Annotated in this window: 9 protein-coding genes and 1 pseudogene; 7 read left to right on the top strand and 3 right to left on the bottom strand. The window is 57.9% G+C overall.

Features of this window, described 5'->3' with window-relative positions:
• Window position 1 precedes the first annotated feature (1 nt).
• Window positions 2-505, top strand: a complete 504-nt coding sequence (locus J8G15_RS05675; protein ID WP_210546558.1) for a two-component system response regulator — start codon at window positions 2-4, stop codon at window positions 503-505.
• A gap of 36 nt (window positions 506-541) precedes the next feature.
• On the opposite strand, the pseudogene J8G15_RS05670 reads toward J8G15_RS05675, so the two are convergent.
• Window positions 542-1,629, bottom strand: a pseudogene (locus J8G15_RS05670) (IS3 family transposase).
• 66 nt (window positions 1,630-1,695) lie between these two features.
• On the opposite strand from J8G15_RS05670, the gene J8G15_RS05665 reads away from it, so the two are divergent.
• Together J8G15_RS05665 and J8G15_RS05660 are read left to right on the top strand one after the other, a co-directional pair.
• Entirely contained in the window at window positions 1,696-2,361 is a 666-nt protein-coding gene (locus tag J8G15_RS05665) for an HD domain-containing phosphohydrolase (protein WP_210546557.1), read from the top strand.
• Window positions 2,354-2,740: a hypothetical protein gene (locus tag J8G15_RS05660; RefSeq protein WP_210546556.1), complete on the top strand. Its 387-nt coding sequence runs from the start codon at window positions 2,354-2,356 to the stop codon at window positions 2,738-2,740. Before J8G15_RS05665 ends, J8G15_RS05660 begins: the two co-directional genes overlap by 8 nt.
• Here J8G15_RS05660 and J8G15_RS05655 read toward each other — a convergent pair.
• Together J8G15_RS05655 and J8G15_RS05650 are read right to left on the bottom strand one after the other, a co-directional pair.
• A complete protein-coding gene (locus tag J8G15_RS05655; protein WP_210546555.1) occupies window positions 2,737-3,087 on the bottom strand; it encodes a hypothetical protein in 351 nt (116 codons plus the stop codon). The two genes, J8G15_RS05660 and J8G15_RS05655, sit on opposite strands and share 4 nt — an antisense overlap.
• Before the next feature lies 1 nt (window position 3,088).
• Entirely contained in the window at window positions 3,089-3,736 is a 648-nt protein-coding gene (locus J8G15_RS05650; RefSeq protein WP_210546554.1) for a response regulator, read from the bottom strand.
• Between the two features lie 893 nt (window positions 3,737-4,629).
• Here J8G15_RS05650 and J8G15_RS05645 point away from each other — a divergent pair.
• From J8G15_RS05645 to J8G15_RS05630, 4 genes are all read left to right on the top strand, one after another.
• Window positions 4,630-14,757: a YDG domain-containing protein gene (locus tag J8G15_RS05645; RefSeq protein WP_210546553.1), complete on the top strand. Its 10,128-nt coding sequence runs from the start codon at window positions 4,630-4,632 to the stop codon at window positions 14,755-14,757.
• Between the two features lie 12 nt (window positions 14,758-14,769).
• Window positions 14,770-16,410, top strand: a complete 1,641-nt coding sequence (locus J8G15_RS05640; protein WP_210546552.1) for a ShlB/FhaC/HecB family hemolysin secretion/activation protein — start codon at window positions 14,770-14,772, stop codon at window positions 16,408-16,410.
• Between the two features lie 416 nt (window positions 16,411-16,826).
• Window positions 16,827-17,408, top strand: coding sequence for a hypothetical protein (locus tag J8G15_RS05635; RefSeq protein ID WP_210546551.1), 582 nt, complete (start codon window positions 16,827-16,829; stop codon window positions 17,406-17,408).
• Between the two features lie 8 nt (window positions 17,409-17,416).
• Complete coding sequence (locus J8G15_RS05630) at window positions 17,417-18,769, top strand: CsgG/HfaB family protein (protein WP_210546550.1); 1,353 nt, start codon at window positions 17,417-17,419, stop codon at window positions 18,767-18,769.
• Window positions 18,770-18,805: the final 36 nt, after the last annotated feature.

Here is an 18,805-nt window from a genome sequence, read left to right as displayed (position 1 = left end):
TTTGAGAAAACCAACGGATATATTTCCTACAGAAAAGCCAATCATCTTTGCCATGGGTTTATCGATGTCGAGTCGACTCTGGGTTCCGGCCTTGTTGATGGACAGCTATGAAGTCAAATTGACCCATGATGTCGGGCAACTATTACGTGATCTGAACACGGCAGAAAAACTGCCCAGCCTGATCTTGTTGGATTGCCAAATGCCACTTGTTGTTCACGAAGAAATATTCAGTCAAATCAAACGTAATTCTGAAATATGGCGTATCCCGGTTGTGCTCGTTGGTTCACCAATAAACGATGATGATGAACTACGTGGATTCGAGCAGGGCGCTGCCGATTTCATTACGCTACCTTGTAGCCCAGACATTTTCAAGGCAAAAATTCGGGCACGACTCACGCAAAATGTTAATAGCAATATTGTTTGTTTGATTAACGAACAATTAGAGTTAGTCGTTGCCAGGCAAACTGTCGAAATTGGGACGGTTCAAGACGCAAGCATCAGGTAATCCCCCCTTTTTCCACTGACGTCAGAAGTAGAAGGGTTATGCAGCCTTGGCCAAGTGCTGCTTCGGGGTCAATCCACCCAAGGCCATGTGCGGGCGGTCGTGATTGTAGGACCAGGTCCATTGCGTAGCGTGCTCCTGAACCTCGTCAATCGTTGACCAGTGATTCTGTGAAAGCCACTCGTAGCGAACCGTCCGGTTGAATCTCTCTACATAGGCATTTTGCTGGGGATTGCCGGGCTGGATGTAGTCCAACCGGATGCCCATGCCTTTGGCCCAGTCTTGGATCAGTTTGCTGATGTACTCCGGGCCGTTGTCACTGCGAATCGCTTGTGGCTTGCCACGCCAGGCAATGATTTGATTCAAAGCCCGGATGACACGCTCAGAGGGCAGTGAGAAGTCCACTTCAATACCCAGCGCTTCCCGGTTGAAGTCATCAATGACATTGAACAAGCGAAAGCTTCGCCCATCCTCCAACTGGTCGTGCATGAAGTCCATTGACCAGACTTCGTTCATGGCCTGCGGTACCGCCAGCGGTTCAGGCTTGTCGCGCACCAGTCGCCGCCTGGGTTTGATTCTCAAGTTGAGTTCGAGCTCGCGGTAGATCCGGTAAACCCGTTTGTGATTCCAATTGAACGTCTTCACATTGCGCAAGTACAGGAAGCACAAGCCAAAACCCCAGTTGCGGTGGTTTTCGGTCAAGCGAAGCAGCCAATTGGCGATCGCCTCATTCTCAGCGTTTTACATGGATTCATATCGGTAGCAGGATTCGCTGACCCGAAAGGCTTCGCAGGCAAGCCGGATGGCAACACCCTTTTGTTGAACCGCGTTTTTGGCCATCTCACGTCTTTGAAATGGCCTCACCACTTTTTTGCGAGTGCCTCGGCCACGATGTCGGCCTTGAGTTGGGCTTCGACATACAGTTTCTTCAGACGCCGGTTCTCTTCTTCAAGCTCTTTCATGCGGGTCATCATGGAGGTGTCCATGCCGCCGTACTTGGCTCGCCATTTGTAAAACGTGGCGGAGCTGATGCTCAGGTCGCGGCACAACTCCGGCACCGGCAATCCAGATTCAACGCGCTTGAGCGCCTCCATGATCTGGCTGTCCGTAAATCTTGATCTCTTCATGCAGAACTTCTTTCTAAGAAAATTCTACTTCTGACGCCGTTGGTTTATCGGGGGGATTACCTGGTCATGACAGCGCTCGCTAAAACACGAGATTCCGAAACTGGCAACCATATTTGTAGAACGCAGCATTACGTGCTCGCGTTGAGCATGGCGCTGCAAACGCATCCTCGGTTTAGTCATTTCCTGACTAACCGAAACATCGAGATCTTGTTCAAATCTGCGCCATTGCATGATATCGGAAAAGTGGGAATTCCCGACAGAATACTGCTCAAGCCCGGGAGTTTCGATGCTAGTGAAATGGAGATCATGAAGACCCACACAACTCTAGGTCGAGATGCAATTCAATACGCAGAACGACTGCTAGAGCATGGATTGGATTTTTTAACTATCGCCAAACAAATTGCCTACTCACACCACGAGAAATGGGATGGTTCAGGCTACCCTCAGGGTCTGGTTGGTGATGAAATTCCTATACCCGCTCTGCTGATGGCCGTAGCTGACGTGTACGATACGATCATTAGTCGACGCGTTTACAAGCCTGGCATGCCTCACCTAAGAGCGGTCGACATCATCATGACGAAAGGTCACCACTTTGATCCAGATATCGTCGATGCTTTTTTATCGATACTTGATGAATTCAAGGCGATCTCTCGCCAATTTCCCGACGCTGATGGTGCCATGCAAGAACAAGTCGACAGTGCGGCGCTATCCATGGAGGCGGTCGATGACTAACTCAGAGTTACGTTTTGGTAAAGATGCGCACCCAATACTTCGAGAACTGCAATCCCGAATAGACGCAATCCCCAAGGAGTCTCTTAACTTTGTCGCCGCCATGATTGCTGATGGCGTGATCACTACCCCACCGTTGTCAGATCTTATATTCGGAATGATTTACATCCGAAATGGAATTTCGATCGAACCTATTCATCAAGCGCTGAGCACCGTAGTGGCTTTGCGCAATCAACACAGCCCTGCACAGGCTAAGTTGCGGGATGAAAAACTGGCTTTTGTTTTGCCTGTGGTGCGCGAACAGCGGCAGATGGCGCACTTCAATTCGTGGTCGAACTGCAAACCTTGCTGGATGCCGCCAAATGATCAGCTAGGTCGTTAACCTTGCCCGTGTCGAGAAATAATGGAAATGAGTTCCACCTCAAGTTCCTGGGTCAACGCGAGCAGCCTCTGGTAGACAGGGTGCCAGTCAGCTTGGGTCATTTGAGTCAGACCATTTTCTGCCTGTTCGAATTCAGCTGCCACATTCATTGCCGCTACCACATAGCAACTGCCTTTCATTTTGTGCACCAGATTGGTCAGTTGACTGACGTTAAACGTCTCTGTATGTTGGTGCATGGCTTGGCGCCACGGCACCAATTGAGTTAAAAACGGTATGCTCACCGCCGCCAGGATATCAATTTCTCCTGTTGTTCGATTAAACAGCGGTAAGTCAATTTGACTGCTCATCTCAAGCGGGCAGGAATTGCTGTTTAAGTAGTTGCATGTGGGCGTCAAAAAATCCCTTCAAACGCTCCATGTTCAGCGGCTTTGGATAAAAAAGCACATTGTCAGGCAGTCCACCGCGCTGTTCTATTTCTTCTTCGCTCATGCTTGATATCACGACGATTGATATGGACTGGTACTCCGCGCGGTTGGCGACTCTTTGAATGAGACTAAAACCGTCAAAGGGTGTCATTTTCAAGTCGGTGATCAAAATGTGAGGTCGATTTCGTTCAAGATTGAGCACCGCATCTAGACCATCCTCCGTCACGACAAATTTGATCGATGGGTAAAGCTTGGACAAGGACGCGGTGATAGAGGTTGACACGACAGCATCATCTTCAGCGATAAGAACGGCCAGCTCGGATACGTTTGCATGGCTGGGTCTTGACCCCTGTTCCAGGTTACCTGCATTCATGTCCGATGCAGCCAACCTCTGCATGGCTTTGGGCCCCATTTTTTCGTCAAGTTGGTCCAGTGAACTTTGCAATATTCGCCGATGACCCCCGACAGTTTTGACTGCGATGAGTTGCCCAGAGTCCACCAATTTCTGGATTGATGTCCTTGACAAACCCATCTTTTTTGAGGCCTCGCCAATTCCAATTTGAGTTTTCACCACAAATAATTCCTTTATGCAACGAGGTAAATATTTTTTTCGTTATTTTTATCATAATTTAAACGAATAGGTTGATTTTTTCAAGGGCTTAATTTTAAAACAGTTGTGTCCCAATGTTTGCACATCAGGACTGTCGGCGCAGGCGCTTATTGAATATTGACCCACCTGACAGCCGCTCACGGAGCTCGGGTAACAACGGCTTCGGTTGTTGCCAGCAATTGCGGGTTGGTCAGCACGTTGAAGAACACCACCGCTGCCAGTCGTAACTTATATGGCCGCAGTCAGGCAATCGTTCATGCTTGGCTACGATGGTGTCTGGGCAACCGCATTGAGAGCCAGTGTCAGTGTCTCGAAGTAGGCTGTGAGTTTGGTCGGCATCTCTTTGCGCAGATAGGTCGGCTGGGCCGCCTTTTTAGGCTCGCGCACCCATTTACACATCCTGTGAGCGATAGGCCCATTTTCTCTGCAACCTCACGCAGCGACTTCGCGTCGCGTGAATACATCCGCTTTATTTCTCCCAGCATTTCCATGGGGATCAGCTTTTTTGCTCCGATCTACAAATAAGGCAGCGCCAGTAAAACACCTGGGTCAGTTTTTGGTCAACGTCAACACACTGCATGTACGCATGTCTTGTGTCGTCCGGCTACCAATCAGCTGGCGAATTCGGCCGCGAAGTAGTCAGCCTAAAAAATGTGTGTTTTTGGCTTCTGGCACTTTATAAAGTACAAAATACGGAAAATGACCAATGTAAAAAATGATTTAATTGATTAACGTCATTTCATCTAATTTTAATTAGAATAAACGGTTAATTTTGCAAAAAAAGTGTTTTTTGATTTTTGCAGTAGGCCAGCGCATATCAAATTGATCAGAATTCGTAAGAAAAAGGAACTCGTATGAACGGACACGCAACAATGAATCGGTGTTTTCGGGTGGTTTGGAACGCAGCCACTGCGGCCTGGCAGGCGGTGGCAGAAACCGCGTCATCAGGTGGTAAAACCAAGTCCAGCAGTCGCCTGCAACGTCGCAGTGCTGCCTTTATCGGCGCGGCTGCGCTTGCTGCGGCGGTGCCCGCAAGTTGGGCGCAAAGTTTGCCCACCGGGGGGAATATTATTGGAGGCAGTGGCAACATTGCCACCAGTGGCACCACCATGACCATCACCCAAAACACCGCGAAACTAGCCGCAGACTGGCAAAGTTTCAACATTGGCAAGGGCAATACGGTCAACTTCGTGCAGCCCAGTGCCAGCGCCGTCGCGCTGAATCGGGTGCTGGGAACTGACGTCTCGGTGATTCAGGGCGCCATCAACGCCAATGGCCAAGTCTTCCTTCTCAACCCCAACGGCGTGCTGTTCACGCCCACGGCCCAGGTCAATGTGGGTGGCATCGTGGCCTCCACCCTGAACATGAGTACGGCCGATTTCATGGCCGGCAACTATAAGCTTAGTGGTTCAAGCAGCAACGCCGTGGTCAACCAGGGCAACATTACTGCCGTTGGCAATGGCAGCACGGGTGGCAGTATTGCGTTGATTGCGGCCAAAATCAGCAACGACGGCACGCTCAGCGCCACTGGCGGCAGCGTGCAATTGGCTGCTGCCAGCGACGTGACATTGGACCTGGGCGGCCCGGTCAAACTGGTGGTCAACAAAGGTGCACTCGATGCGCAGGTAGCGAACGGCGGCGCCATTGACGCCGACGGCGGTACCGTTTATCTGACCGCGCGTGCGGTTGATGCGCTGACCAGCGCGGTCATCAACAACACCGGCGTGATCCGTGCGCACACATTGGCTACGGGCGAGAAGGGTGAAATCCGCCTAATAGCAGACATGACCACCGGCACATTGAATGTGGGCGGCACGCTCGATGCCAGCGCGCCTAACGGAAAAGATGGGGGATTTATTGAGACCTCAGCCAGCCTCGTTAATATTGGCAGCGATGTGCACGTAACGACACTGGCTACCGCCGGCAAAACTGGCACTTGGCTGATTGATCCGGATATTCTGCAAATCGTCGCCGCTGGCGGTGCTGGCATTCCTGGCGCAGGGGGCGGCACGTCGCAGATCAGCACAGCGACCCTGAACACCGCGCTGCAATCGTCCAACGTAAACCTTCAGGCCAATCAGTACATTGATCTGAAAAGCCAATTGACCTACGATGGTGCGCGCGCGGCAGTTTTGGGTCTCTATGCGCCCCTGGTCGGCTTGGGCGCCGATATTTCTTCCACCAACGCGGCGCTCGGATTGACTTTCGGCGGCCCGTACGCGGGCACCAATTACACAGGGAACGCTAATTTGTACGGCGGCGCCCGCACCCTTGCCACCCATGGCGGTGACGTGGTTTTTAATGGCAATTTGGGCGGTAGCCAGAATTTGACTGTCAACACCCGGGGTGCCAGTGCCTCGGGCAAGATCACCCACAACGCGCTTGTGAATGGCGGATTTTCGACGCTGACGGGAGACAACGCCAATCCAATCCACAACTATGTCGCCTTGGCGGACACAAGCGGTGGCGTCGTGACGCTGGAAAAGGCCCTGAACGTCAGTGGCAGCATCGACATTTCCGCTAAACAGTTTGTCAACAACGCAGGGGCCTCCGCGCTCCAGGCTGGCGCCGGCAAAGTCTGGCGCGTGTGGAGCACCAATGCCACACCTTATGACAACACCGCTGGCGACACCATCGGTGCGCTGGCCTACAGCTTCAAGCAGTACGGCGCCAGCTATGGCGCCAGCACACCGGCCGAAGCGGGTAATGCTTACCTGCTGTCTGTGTCGCCCACGGTCACGCTGCAAATTGCCACCCCGGTGAGCAAGACCTACAACGGCAACGCCTTGGCGACCCTGGTGCCCGGCGATTTCGCCGTGCAGGCTGGAGCGGTGGGCGGTGACAGCGTGTCGCTCGTCAACGCGAACCTGCCGACCACGGGGGCTTACAACAGCCAGAATGTTGATGCAACAACGGTCACGGCGACCGTTAGCAGCAGTGCCATCGGTGCGACCAAAGTTATCGACTCCTCGGTGGTCAAGGTCTACGGCTATCAGGTTGCCAGTACGGCAACTGGCGCTGGCCAGATCAACCCGGCAACGGCCTCGCTGAGCGCGGTAAAAGTCTACAACGGCAGTGCGAGCCTTGCCGGCAGTCAAATCACGGTGTCGGGTGTCAACGGCGAAACGCTTTCCTGGTCCGGTAGTGGAACCGCAACGGCGTCTTCAGCAGTTGTCGCAGACAACAGCACCAATTACCTGACTTCTATCGGGGTTTTGACCCTTGCCGACGGAACGTTGGGGACGCCGGGCCTGGCCGGCAACTATGTGCTGCCGTCTTTGTTGTCCCGTGGCATCTACAACACCGTGGCCATCAATCCGGCCAACCTGACCGTGCTGGGTGTCAGCGGTAGCAGGTACTACAACGGCAATTCAACTTTTTATGCCGGCCTTGAACTTCGTCTGGGCTCAGGTGTTGTTGTGGGTGACATCGTGACGCTCAACGGCTATGCCAATGTTGTAAGCAAGGATGTTGGCACCTACGCCCAGTGGGCGTCCACGAACCTCTATCTGGCCGACCGGAATGCAGCGAATTACACGCTGAGCGGCGGATTGATTTCAGCTGTCATCATGCCAGCACCCCTTGGCATTAGCCTGACCGGCATTTACAGCGGCAGCACCACCCTGCTTCCGACCGCTTTCAGCACCTATGGCCTGGTCAACGGCGAGACGATCACGGGCCTGAACGCCGTGCTCAACAACGCCAACGTCAGTGCCAATGGTAGCAATTACGTGACGTCCGCTGTGGCGACCGTCGGAACCGCCAGCCTGACAAATTACAAGATTACCCAGGCGTATAACCTGGCCGTGGATGGCAGCGGCAACGCGACTATTGGGACGACCAACGTTGCCACGATCACGCCGAAGGCCATCACGGCAACTGGCGTGAGCGCCGCCGACAAGGTGTACAACGCCACGACGGCGGCCAGCATCGACACCAGCGCTGCGGTGCTGAGTACCGAAGCGGTGGGCGCTGGCAACAGCACGGACAAAAAATCCTACACGGGTGACGCGGTGACACTGGTCACGACGGCGGCTGCCGCCACCTTTGCCGACAAGAACGTGGGCAGGGACAAGGCGGTTACCGTCACTGGCTACACGCTCAGCGGCGTCGGCGCCGGCAACTACAGCATCAGCGATGCCAGCAGCGCCACGGCGGACATCACACCGAAGGCCATCACGGCCTCGGGCGTGACTGGAACGACCAAGGTCTACGACGCCACGACGGCGGCCACCCTCAACCTCAGCGCTGTGGTGCTAAAGATTAAAGAGGCGGCAGGCAGCGGCATGTCCAGCGACAACAAGGCCTACACGGGTGACATGGTGGCGCTGGTCACGACAGGTGCCACTGGCACCTTTGCCGACAAGAATGCGGGCACCGGCAAGGCGTTCACCATCACCGGCTACACGCTCAGCGGTTCCGACGCCGGCAACTACACCATCAGCGATGCCAGCGCGGCAAGCGGCAGTATCACCGCCAAGGCCATCACGGCCTCGGGCGTGAGTGCTTCCACCAAGGTCTATGACGCCACGAAAACGGCCAGCATCGACACCAGCGCTGCGGCACTCACCACCGAAGCGGTGGGCAGCGGCACGACCAGCGACAACAAGGCCTACAGCAGTGACACCGTCACCCTGGTCAAGACCGACGCGACAGCGACCTTTGATACCAAGAACGTGGGCACCGGCAAAGCGGTGGCGGTGGTCGGCTTCAAGCTCAGCGGCGCGGATGCGCTCAACTACAGCATCAGCGACGCCAGCAGCGCCACGGCCAACATCACACAGAAGGCCATCACGGCCTCGGGCGTGAGTGCTTCCACCAAGGTCTATGACGCCACGAAAACGGCCAGCATCGACACCAGCGCTGCGGCGCTCACCACCGAAGCGGTGGGCAGCGGCACGACCAGCGACAACAAGGCCTACAGCAGTGACACCGTCACCCTGGTCAAGACCGACGCGACAGCGACCTTTGATACCAAGAACGTGGGCACCGGCAAAGCGGTGGCGGTGGTCGGCTTCAAGCTCAGCGGCGCGGATGCGCTCAACTACAGCATCAGCGACGCCAGCAGCGCCACGGCCAACATCACACCGAAGGCCATCACGGCCTCGGGCGTGAGTGCTTCCACCAAGGTCTATGACGCCACGAAAACGGCCAGCATCGACACCAGCGCTGCGGCACTCACCACCGAAGCGGTGGGCAGCGGCACGACCAGCGACAACAAGGCCTACAGCAGTGACACCGTCACCCTGGTCAAGACCGACGCGACAGCGACCTTTGATACCAAGAACGTGGGCACCGGCAAAGCGGTGGCGGTGGTCGGCTTCAAGCTCAGCGGCGCGGATGCGCTCAACTACAGCATCAGCGACGCCAGCAGCGCCACGGCCAACATCACACAGAAGGCCATCACGGCCTCGGGCGTGAGTGCTTCCACCAAGGTCTATGACGCCACGAAAACGGCCAGCATCGACACCAGCGCTGCGGCGCTCACCACCGAAGCGGTGGGCAGCGGCACGACCAGCGACAACAAGGCCTACAGCAGTGACACCGTCACCCTGGTCAAGACCGACGCGACAGCGACCTTTGATACCAAGAACGTGGGCACCGGCAAAGCGGTGGCGGTGGTCGGCTTCAAGCTCAGCGGCGCGGATGCGCTCAACTACAGCATCAGCGACGCCAGCAGCGCCACGGCCAACATCACACCGAAGGCCATCACGGCCTCGGGCGTGAGTGCTTCCACCAAGGTCTATGACGCCACGAAAACGGCCAGCATCGACACCAGCGCTGCGGCACTCACCACCGAAGCGGTGGGCAGCGGCACGACCAGCGACAACAAGGCCTACAGCAGTGACACCGTCACCCTGGTCAAGACCGACGCGACAGCGACCTTTGATACCAAGAACGTGGGCACCGGCAAAGCGGTGGCGGTGGTCGGCTTCAAGCTCAGCGGCGCGGATGCGCTCAACTACAGCATCAGCGACGCCAGCAGCGCCACGGCCAACATCACACCGAAGGCCATCACGGCCTCGGGCGTGAGTGCTTCCACCAAGGTCTATGACGCCACGAAAACGGCCAGCATCGACACCAGCGCTGCGGCACTCACCACCGAAGCGGTGGGCAGCGGCACGACCAGCGACAACAAGGCCTACAGCAGTGACACCGTCACCCTGGTCAAGACCGACGCGACAGCGACCTTTGATACCAAGAACGTGGGCACCGGCAAAGCGGTGGCGGTGGTCGGCTTCAAGCTCAGCGGCGCGGATGCGCTCAACTACAGCATCAGCGACGCCAGCAGCGCCACGGCCAACATCACACAGAAGGCCATCACGGCCTCGGGCGTGAGTGCTTCCACCAAGGTCTATGACGCCACGAAAACGGCCAGCATCGACACCAGCGCTGCGGCGCTCACCACCGAAGCGGTGGGCAGCGGCACGACCAGCGACAACAAGGCCTACAGCAGTGACACCGTCACCCTGGTCAAGACCGACGCGACAGCGACCTTTGATACCAAGAACGTGGGCACCGGCAAAGCGGTGGCGGTGGTCGGCTTCAAGCTCAGCGGCGCGGATGCGCTCAACTACAGCATCAGCGACGCCAGCAGCGCCACGGCCAACATCACACCGAAGGCCATCACGGCCTCGGGCGTGAGTGCTTCCACCAAGGTCTATGACGCCACGAAAACGGCCAGCATCGACACCAGCGCTGCGGCACTCACCACCGAAGCGGTGGGCAGCGGCACGACCAGCGACAACAAGGCCTACAGCAGTGACACCGTCACCCTGGTCAAGACCGACGCGACAGCGACCTTTGATACCAAGAACGTGGGCACCGGCAAAGCGGTGGCGGTGGTCGGCTTCAAGCTCAGCGGCGCGGATGCGCTCAACTACAGCATCAGCGACGCCAGCAGCGCCACGGCCAACATCACACCGAAGGCCATCACGGCCTCGGGCGTGAGTGCTTCCACCAAGGTCTATGACGCCACGAAAACGGCCAGCATCGACACCAGCGCTGCGGCGCTCACCACCGAAGCGGTGGGCAGCGGCACGACCAGCGACAACAAGGCCTACAGCAGTGACACCGTCACCCTGGTCAAGACCGACGCGACAGCGACCTTTGATACCAAGAACGTGGGCACCGGCAAAGCGGTGGCGGTGGTCGGCTTCAAGCTCAGCGGCGCGGATGCGCTCAACTACAGCATCAGCGACGCCAGCAGCGCCACGGCCAACATCACACCGAAGGCCATCACGGCCTCGGGCGTGAGTGCTTCCACCAAGGTCTATGACGCCACGAAAACGGCCAGCATCGACACCAGCGCTGCGGCGCTCACCACCGAAGCGGTGGGCAGCGGCACGACCAGCGACAACAAGGCCTACAGCAGTGACACCGTCACCCTGGTCAAGACCGACGCGACAGCGACCTTTGATACCAAGAACGTGGGCACCGGCAAAGCGGTGGCGGTGGTCGGCTTCAAGCTCAGCGGCGCGGATGCGCTCAACTACAGCATCAGCGACGCCAGCAGCGCCACGGCCAACATCACACCGAAGGCCATCACGGCCTCGGGCGTGAGTGCTTCCACCAAGGTCTATGACGCCACGAAAACGGCCAGCATCGACACCAGCGCTGCGGCGCTCACCACCGAAGCGGTGGGCAGCGGCACGACCAGCGACAACAAGGCCTACAGCAGTGACACCGTCACCCTGGTCAAGACCGACGCGACAGCGACCTTTGATACCAAGAACGTGGGCACCGGCAAAGCGGTGGCGGTGGTCGGCTTCAAGCTCAGCGGCGCGGATGCGCTCAACTACAGCATCAGCGACGCCAGCAGCGCCACGGCCAACATCACACCGAAGGCCATCACGGCCTCGGGCGTGAGTGCTTCCACCAAGGTCTATGACGCCACGAAAACGGCCAGCATCGACACCAGCGCTGCGGCGCTCACCACCGAAGCGGTGGGCAGCGGCACGACCAGCGACAACAAGGCCTACAGCAGTGACACCGTCACCCTGGTCAAGACCGACGCGACAGCGACCTTTGATACCAAGAACGTGGGCACCGGCAAAGCGGTGGCGGTGGTCGGCTTCAAGCTCAGCGGCGCGGATGCGCTCAACTACAGCATCAGCGACGCCAGCAGCGCCACGGCCAACATCACACCGAAGGCCATCACGGCCTCGGGCGTGAGTGCTTCCACCAAGGTCTATGACGCCACGAAAACGGCCAGCATCGACACCAGCGCTGCGGCACTCACCACCGAAGCGGTGGGCAGCGGCACGACCAGCGACAACAAGGCCTACAGCAGTGACACCGTCACCCTGGTCAAGACCGACGCGACAGCGACCTTTGATACCAAGAACGTGGGCACCGGCAAAGCGGTGGCGGTGGTCGGCTTCAAGCTCAGCGGCGCGGATGCGCTCAACTACAGCATCAGCGACGCCAGCAGCGCCACGGCCAACATCACACAGAAGGCCATCACGGCAAGCGGAATAGCGGCACAGAACAAGGTGTACAACGCGACCCAGGTGGCCACGCTCGTCACCGCCAATGGCGTGTTGAGCACTGAAACTGTCGGCGCGGGCACCAGTGCTGACAACAAGGCCTACACGGGCGACGATGTGTCACTGGCGTATGGCACGGCAGCGGGCACCTTCAGCAGCAAGGATGTGGGAACTGGCAAGAGCGTTGCAGTCTCCGGCCTGGGCCTCAGCGGCACGGCTGCCGGTAACTACACCATCAGCGACGCCAGCAGCGCCACGGCGGACATCACACAGAAGGCCATCACGGCCAGCGGGATAGCGGCACAGAACAAGGTGTACGACGCCACCCAGGTGGCCACGCTCGACACCGCCAATGGCGTGCTGGGCACCGAAACTGCTGGCACGGGCACCAGTACTGACAACAAGGCCTACATGGGCGACGATGTGTCGCTGGCGTATGGCACGGCAGCGGGCACCTTCAGCAGCAAGGATGTGAGGACGGACAAGAGCGTTGCAATCTCGGGCTTGAGCCTGAGCGGCACGGCCGCCGGTAACTACACCATCAGCGACGCCAGCAGCGCCACGGCCAACATCACGGCAGCACCGCTGACGATCACGGCGTTAACCAACACCAAGACCTACAGTGGCAACACCAGTGCGGAGGCAATGCCCACTGTCAGTGGCCTGAAGGGCTCTGACACGGTGACAGGTCTGGCCGAGACGTACGACACGCAAAATGCCGGCACGGGCAAGACCATGACAGTGTCGGCGTACACCGTCAACGATGGCAACTCTGGCGGCAACTACACTGTGACAGCTGTTACAGACACCACCGGCGTCATCAATAAAGCGGGGCTGGGTGTAGATGTCAACGGCAGGTACAACGGCACGACTGGCTTCACCACAAGCAACGCCACCATCGTTACCAATGGCTTGGTGGGTGGTGAGACGCTCACCTCTGTGACCGTGCAAGACGCCAACGTCTTTAACAACGGCAGCAACGTCATCACGGCGTTCACAGGTGGCACGGCCAGCTTGGGCAACTACCAGATCAGCGCCAGCACCGACACAACAAGCAGTGGTGTGAGCATCAGCACGACGCACAATAACGCCACCATCGCCCGCGCTCCGCTGGGTGTAACCGTTACGGGCGCGTACAACGGCACGACGAAACTGGAGGCTGCTGATGGCGCAACCATCACCGGCTACGGCCTGTTGGGCCAGGATACGGGTGTGAGCTTGGAAACGGCGACGCTGGATTCGAAGAACGTGGCCAATGCGACCAAGGTGCTTGCCCTTACGGGTAGTGGCACCTTCGACCAGCGCAACTATGTGCTTGACGGATCGATCAACACAACGGGTGGCACAGGCACGGCCGGCACAGCGTTTGATGGCTCGCGAGCGACCAATACGGCCACCCTGGCCAGGGCGGCGCTGGGCGTGGATGTCAGCGGCACATACAACGGCACCACGGGCTTCACCACAAGCAACGCCACCCTCACTGCCAACGGTCTGTTGGGTAGCGACACGCTCACGGGCGTGATGGTGCGTGATGCCAACGTCTTCAGCAACGGCAGCAACGTCATCACGGCGTTCACAGGTGGCACGGCCAGCTTGGGAAACTACCAGATCAGCGCAAGCACCGACACGACCAGCAGTGGTGCGAGCATCAGTACGACGCACAACAACGCCAGCATCGGCCGTGCGCCGCTGGGTGTCACCGTAGCCGGCACGTACAACGGCACGGACGTGATGTCCGCTGCTGCTGGTGCGACCATCACCGGGTACGGCCTGGTGGGCCAGGACGCCAACGCGAAACTGAGTACGGCGACTCTGGACTCGAAAAACGTGGCCGACGCGACCAAGGTGCTTGCCCTCACGGGTAGTGGCACCTTCGACCAGCGCAACTACGTGCTCGATGGCTCGATGAACGCAACGGGTGGCACGGCCACGGCCGGTGTGGCGCTCGACGGCACGGGTGCGACCAACACGGCAAACATCGCCCGGATGGCGATGACGATTGCGGCTGACGACAAGGTCAAGGTCGTCGGCGATGTCGATCCGGCATTGACCTACCATTTCGCCCGAGGTAGCTTGGTCAACAATGATTCATTAGGGGGGGGGCTGACTCGAAACTCCGGTGAAGAACTGGGTCAATATGCGATCAATGCGATGGCGCCGACCAATCCAAACTACGAAGTCAGGCTTGTCAATGGTGTCTTGACCATTGCCCCGGTGCCGATTCCGCCATCAAGCCCGATCATCGTGCCGGCCTTCGTCGACAACGGCGTTGAAGTGCTGGCCAGCCAGTCACCAACCAGCCTTGGTGGCCTGAACTACGTGCTGACCGATGGTTCGTCGGCAGGTAGCGAGGGTGGCAAGCGCAAGTCCACCAGCGAACTCAATATCAACAACTTCACGGTGCCGAGCTCCACAGGCCCGCTCGACGTGTTCGTCGTTGACACCGGCATCAATCTTGATCCCGTTGCCAAGCTGCTCAGCCTGACAAACTAATAGGACTACCTCATGAAAATCTGCAAACTGAATCACTTCGTCGCGCTGGCCCTGCTGGGTTGGGTTGCGCAGGCTTCGGCCCAGGGCAGCACCGGACTGCAAGGGGCGACACCGCCGCAGCCGCCGCCCACCGATGCTTCCGTCGTGCCCAAGATCCCACCAGCACCATCCGTGGCCCAGCCGCTTGGCGGCGCCAGCGTCGAACTACAGTCGGTACGGGTTGCCGGCAACACAGCCTTGTCCACCGAGGCGCTTCTGGGCGCACTGGGTGACGTCAAGGGTCAACGCTTTGACATGGCTGGGCTGAATGCGCTGGTCGCCAAGCTCGAAGCCCTGTATCGGAGCGAGGGCTATTCGTTCACCCAGGTCTACCTGCCAGCACAGGACATGAAGGACGGCGTGCTGCAGGTCACGGTGCTCGAAGGCCGTTACGGCGTCATCAGAACAGCCGGTAAGGACAACTTGCCTGAAGGTGCGCAGCCTTTCCTGAACTATGGTTTCAAGCAGGGCGATCTGATCCGGAACAAGGCACTGGAGCGCACCTTGCTCATCCTTGACGATCAGCCCGGCTTGAAGATCCACCCAGTCATCAAACCGGGCGCCGCGCAGGGTGAGGCGGACCTGACGGTGAACGTTGAGCGCGTGTCCTCCACCAGTGGCGAAGTTGGCTTTGATAACACCGGCGCCCGCAGCACCGGTGCCTACCGCCTGCATGGCTTGCTGGACATCAACAGCCCATTCCGCTACGGCGACAAGATTTCGCTCAACGGCATGCTCACCAATGAGCAGATGTGGCTGGGCTCGATCGACTACTCGGTGCCGATAGGCGCTTCAGGCCTGCGCGGCCAGATCGGCCACGCCCACACCAGCTACCAGCTTGGTGGGCAGTTTTCGGTGCTGGATGCTGTGGGTATCGCCAATGTGACGACTGCCAAGCTGAGTTATCCGCTGGTGCGTTCGCAGGCTACCAACGTGCTGTTGTCGCTGGGCTTTCAGCACAAGGACTTGCAGGATGACTACCGCGCGGCAGGTGTCGTACGCAACAAGAGCAGCAACGGGGTTCCCGTCAGCTTGCAGTTTGACAAGCGCGACGCCCTGTTGGGCGGCGGCGTGACCTACGGTTCGTTGAACTGGCTTGCTGGCAAGCTGACGCTGGATGAAGCGTTAACTGTGCACGATCTCGCTCAGACCCTGGGCAGTTTCAACAAGATCAACATCGACGTGGCACGTATCCAGAATGTCGCAGGAAATCTGAGCTTCTATGCTCGTTACTCCGGCCAGTGGGCGAGCAAAAATCTGGATTCATCCGAAAAATTCAATCTGGGTGGTTACTACGGCGTACGCGCTTACCCGCTCGGTGAAGGGGTGGGTGACAAGGGCTGGTTCACGCAATTGGAAATGCGCTACATCATGGGTGCGGTGACGCCCTTCCTTTTCTATGACTCGGGCCAGTCGAATGCCAATGCCCAGCCTTGGGGTGCCAACGCCAACGCGACCCGAACGGTCTCGGGGCCAGGTATCGGCGTGCGCTCATTCTACGGTGCCTGGAGCCTGGATGCGACCCTGGCTTGGCGCGGCAAGGGTGGTCCGTCTACATCGGATGGCGAGGATCGCAACCCGCGCCTTTACTTCATGTTGGGTCGTCGGTTTTGATTGATTCTTAGAAAAATCACCGTATCACCCTGCGCCCTCGGTGTTTGCCGGGTGGCATTGGGTCGATTTCATGCTGTCAGCAGGATCCCCGGACCTTCGATAAAACTAGCGGATTTGGTGGATGATTTTAGGCGCGGTAAGTAGCCCAGGTGTCCTTGTGGCCGCAGCTTACGATGCTCAAATCAAAAAAAAGTTTTTAAAATATGAAAACAATAGTAAAGACCTTTACTTTGTATAGAATGATTCAAAACATGAAAATCATTTTTTTCAGCATTTTGAATAGGTAGCTAATGAAATCGACACCATCCAGTTCATCTATGCGGAGACTTTTTTCCCTAATTGGATTGCAAAAGACGCGCGTGCAAAACAGCATCAAGTACTCATCAGTTTTGCGGCGTATCAAGATACCACTAGTTATGGCGGGAATCGCCCTGACTTCATTTGGCACCCTGGCCAACAACTTGGGCGAAAACAGCGTCTGGCAATTCGGTAGCACGCAAGACAAGGTGAATAAGGCCACCGCACTGGATCAGATCGAAAAGAAAAGGGCGGGTTATTACGACGCCATCCGGCCTGTCTACAACTACACCACCTACATCAACAAGCAGGTCAACTGTTCGGTGTCGGCGATTAACTCGGCCAATACCGGCAGCACCACGGCCAGCGCCAGCAATTCATCGCCGTCGGTCACGAATGCCGGCTCGACAGGCGCCAGCACAGGGGCCAATAGTGCCAGTAACAACTTGCCAGATGGCGCCGCCGGCGGTGTTCTCAATTCCGGTGCGGGCTACGCGCCCGCCAGCAGCCTGGCCAACAGCCAGAGCAACACCGGTAGCCTGGCATCAAGTGTGACTGGCTCCAACACCAGTGCCACTACCGGTGCCGTAACCGCTGGCGCAGGCACCAGCAGCCAGACGCTCAATTCACAACAAAGTAACTCCGGCACGCTCAGTGCCAGCGTGGCCGGCAGCACTGCCTGTTCTGGTTCGCTTAACTGATTTTCATCATGTACAAGAAATTTATTGGACTATCGGTTATAGCCAGCTTGACCGCTTGCGGTGTCTTGCCGACCGAGCGTCTGGCGCCGGACGAAGAAGCGGTGGTTGTAGGCGCGGCTGTGCGTCGCAATTTTACGCCGCTGGAGCCGGCCTTCACCTGTCTGGCCGACAACCTGCGCCAGCAGCGCCGCCCGGCGATTGGCATCGCCGTGGGTGATGTCAAGGACTACACCGGAAAATACAATCAGAACGAAGGCAATGCCATCACCCAGGGCGGCGCCTTGATGGCTTATTCGGCCCTGGGCAAGCTCGGTGATGTGGTGCAATTGCATGAACGCTTCGACACCCGCATCGGCGAACTTGAGTTGGCTTACACCGACCGCAGGCAGCTGGGTGACGGCCAGCCCCATGCGGTCGAGTCTGGTAAACCGCCGGTGGCCTGGGTGCCGTATTTTGGTGGCTCCATCCTGGGCTCGCAGTACTACGTCATTGGCGGCATCACTGAGGTCAATTACGACATCCAGTCGGGTGGCGCTGACGTCTCGGTCTCCAACGTCGGAGGCAAGCGGCGCACCTACACCATGAACATCGGGGTCGACTTGCGTCTGGTTGACACGCGCACGCTGTTGGTGGTCAAAACGGTCAGCCTGCAAAAGCAAATCAAGGGCGAGGAAGTGGGTGTTGGTGTGTACCGCTTTTTTGGCAGCGAACTGCTCGACCTGACCGTGGGCGCCAAGCGCCAGGAGCCGCTGCAACTGGGCGTGCGCACCACCATCGAGCAAGGTATTCTTGAATTGGTTGCGGCCGTTGGCAAGGTGGACGTCAAGCCTTGTCTTGAGCTGGCAGCCGATCAGCGCAAGGCGACGGTTCAGGCCAAGGTCGTCGTGCCGGTCCAGGCCCCAGCGGCGCCGGTGGCTTTGGCTGCCGCGCCGGTGGTCAGTGCCAGCAAGGTACTTGCGGCTGGCACGCCCCTGCTTGACGCCACCAGCACCCAAAGCGGGCAAGTTCCGCAAAACGCGGGTGCCTCGCAGCAAGACGCTGGCTACGACATCGAATTCGATGTGGCCAGCGCCGCCATCTCGCCGCGTGTCATGTCGCTCATTGACAAGATCGTCAGCGACGCCGCTTTGGGCAAGCGTGTGAGCTACAAGCTGCTGAGTCGTGACAGCGAAGTTTATCCACCGATGCAACGCGATGAACTCATCAACCAGCGCCTGCACACCGTGTCCGATCTGCTGGTGGCGCGCGGCGTGCAGGCTGCGCGCATCAGTGTCACCTGGCGGCCTGAGCCGACCGACGGCAAGATATTCCGCTACGAAAACGGCCTGCAATTGCTGGCGCGCATCAGTCTTTGGCAATAACTTTTCCTCTCCTTTTCCCTTTACAACCTTCTCACC

Source organism: Rhodoferax sp. PAMC 29310, assembly GCF_017948265.1.
In the GTDB taxonomy this organism is placed as follows: domain Bacteria; phylum Pseudomonadota; class Gammaproteobacteria; order Burkholderiales; family Burkholderiaceae_C; genus Rhodoferax.
The sequence above is the reverse complement of the archived record's forward strand: the minus strand, read 5'-3'. Positions and strand labels throughout refer to the sequence as shown.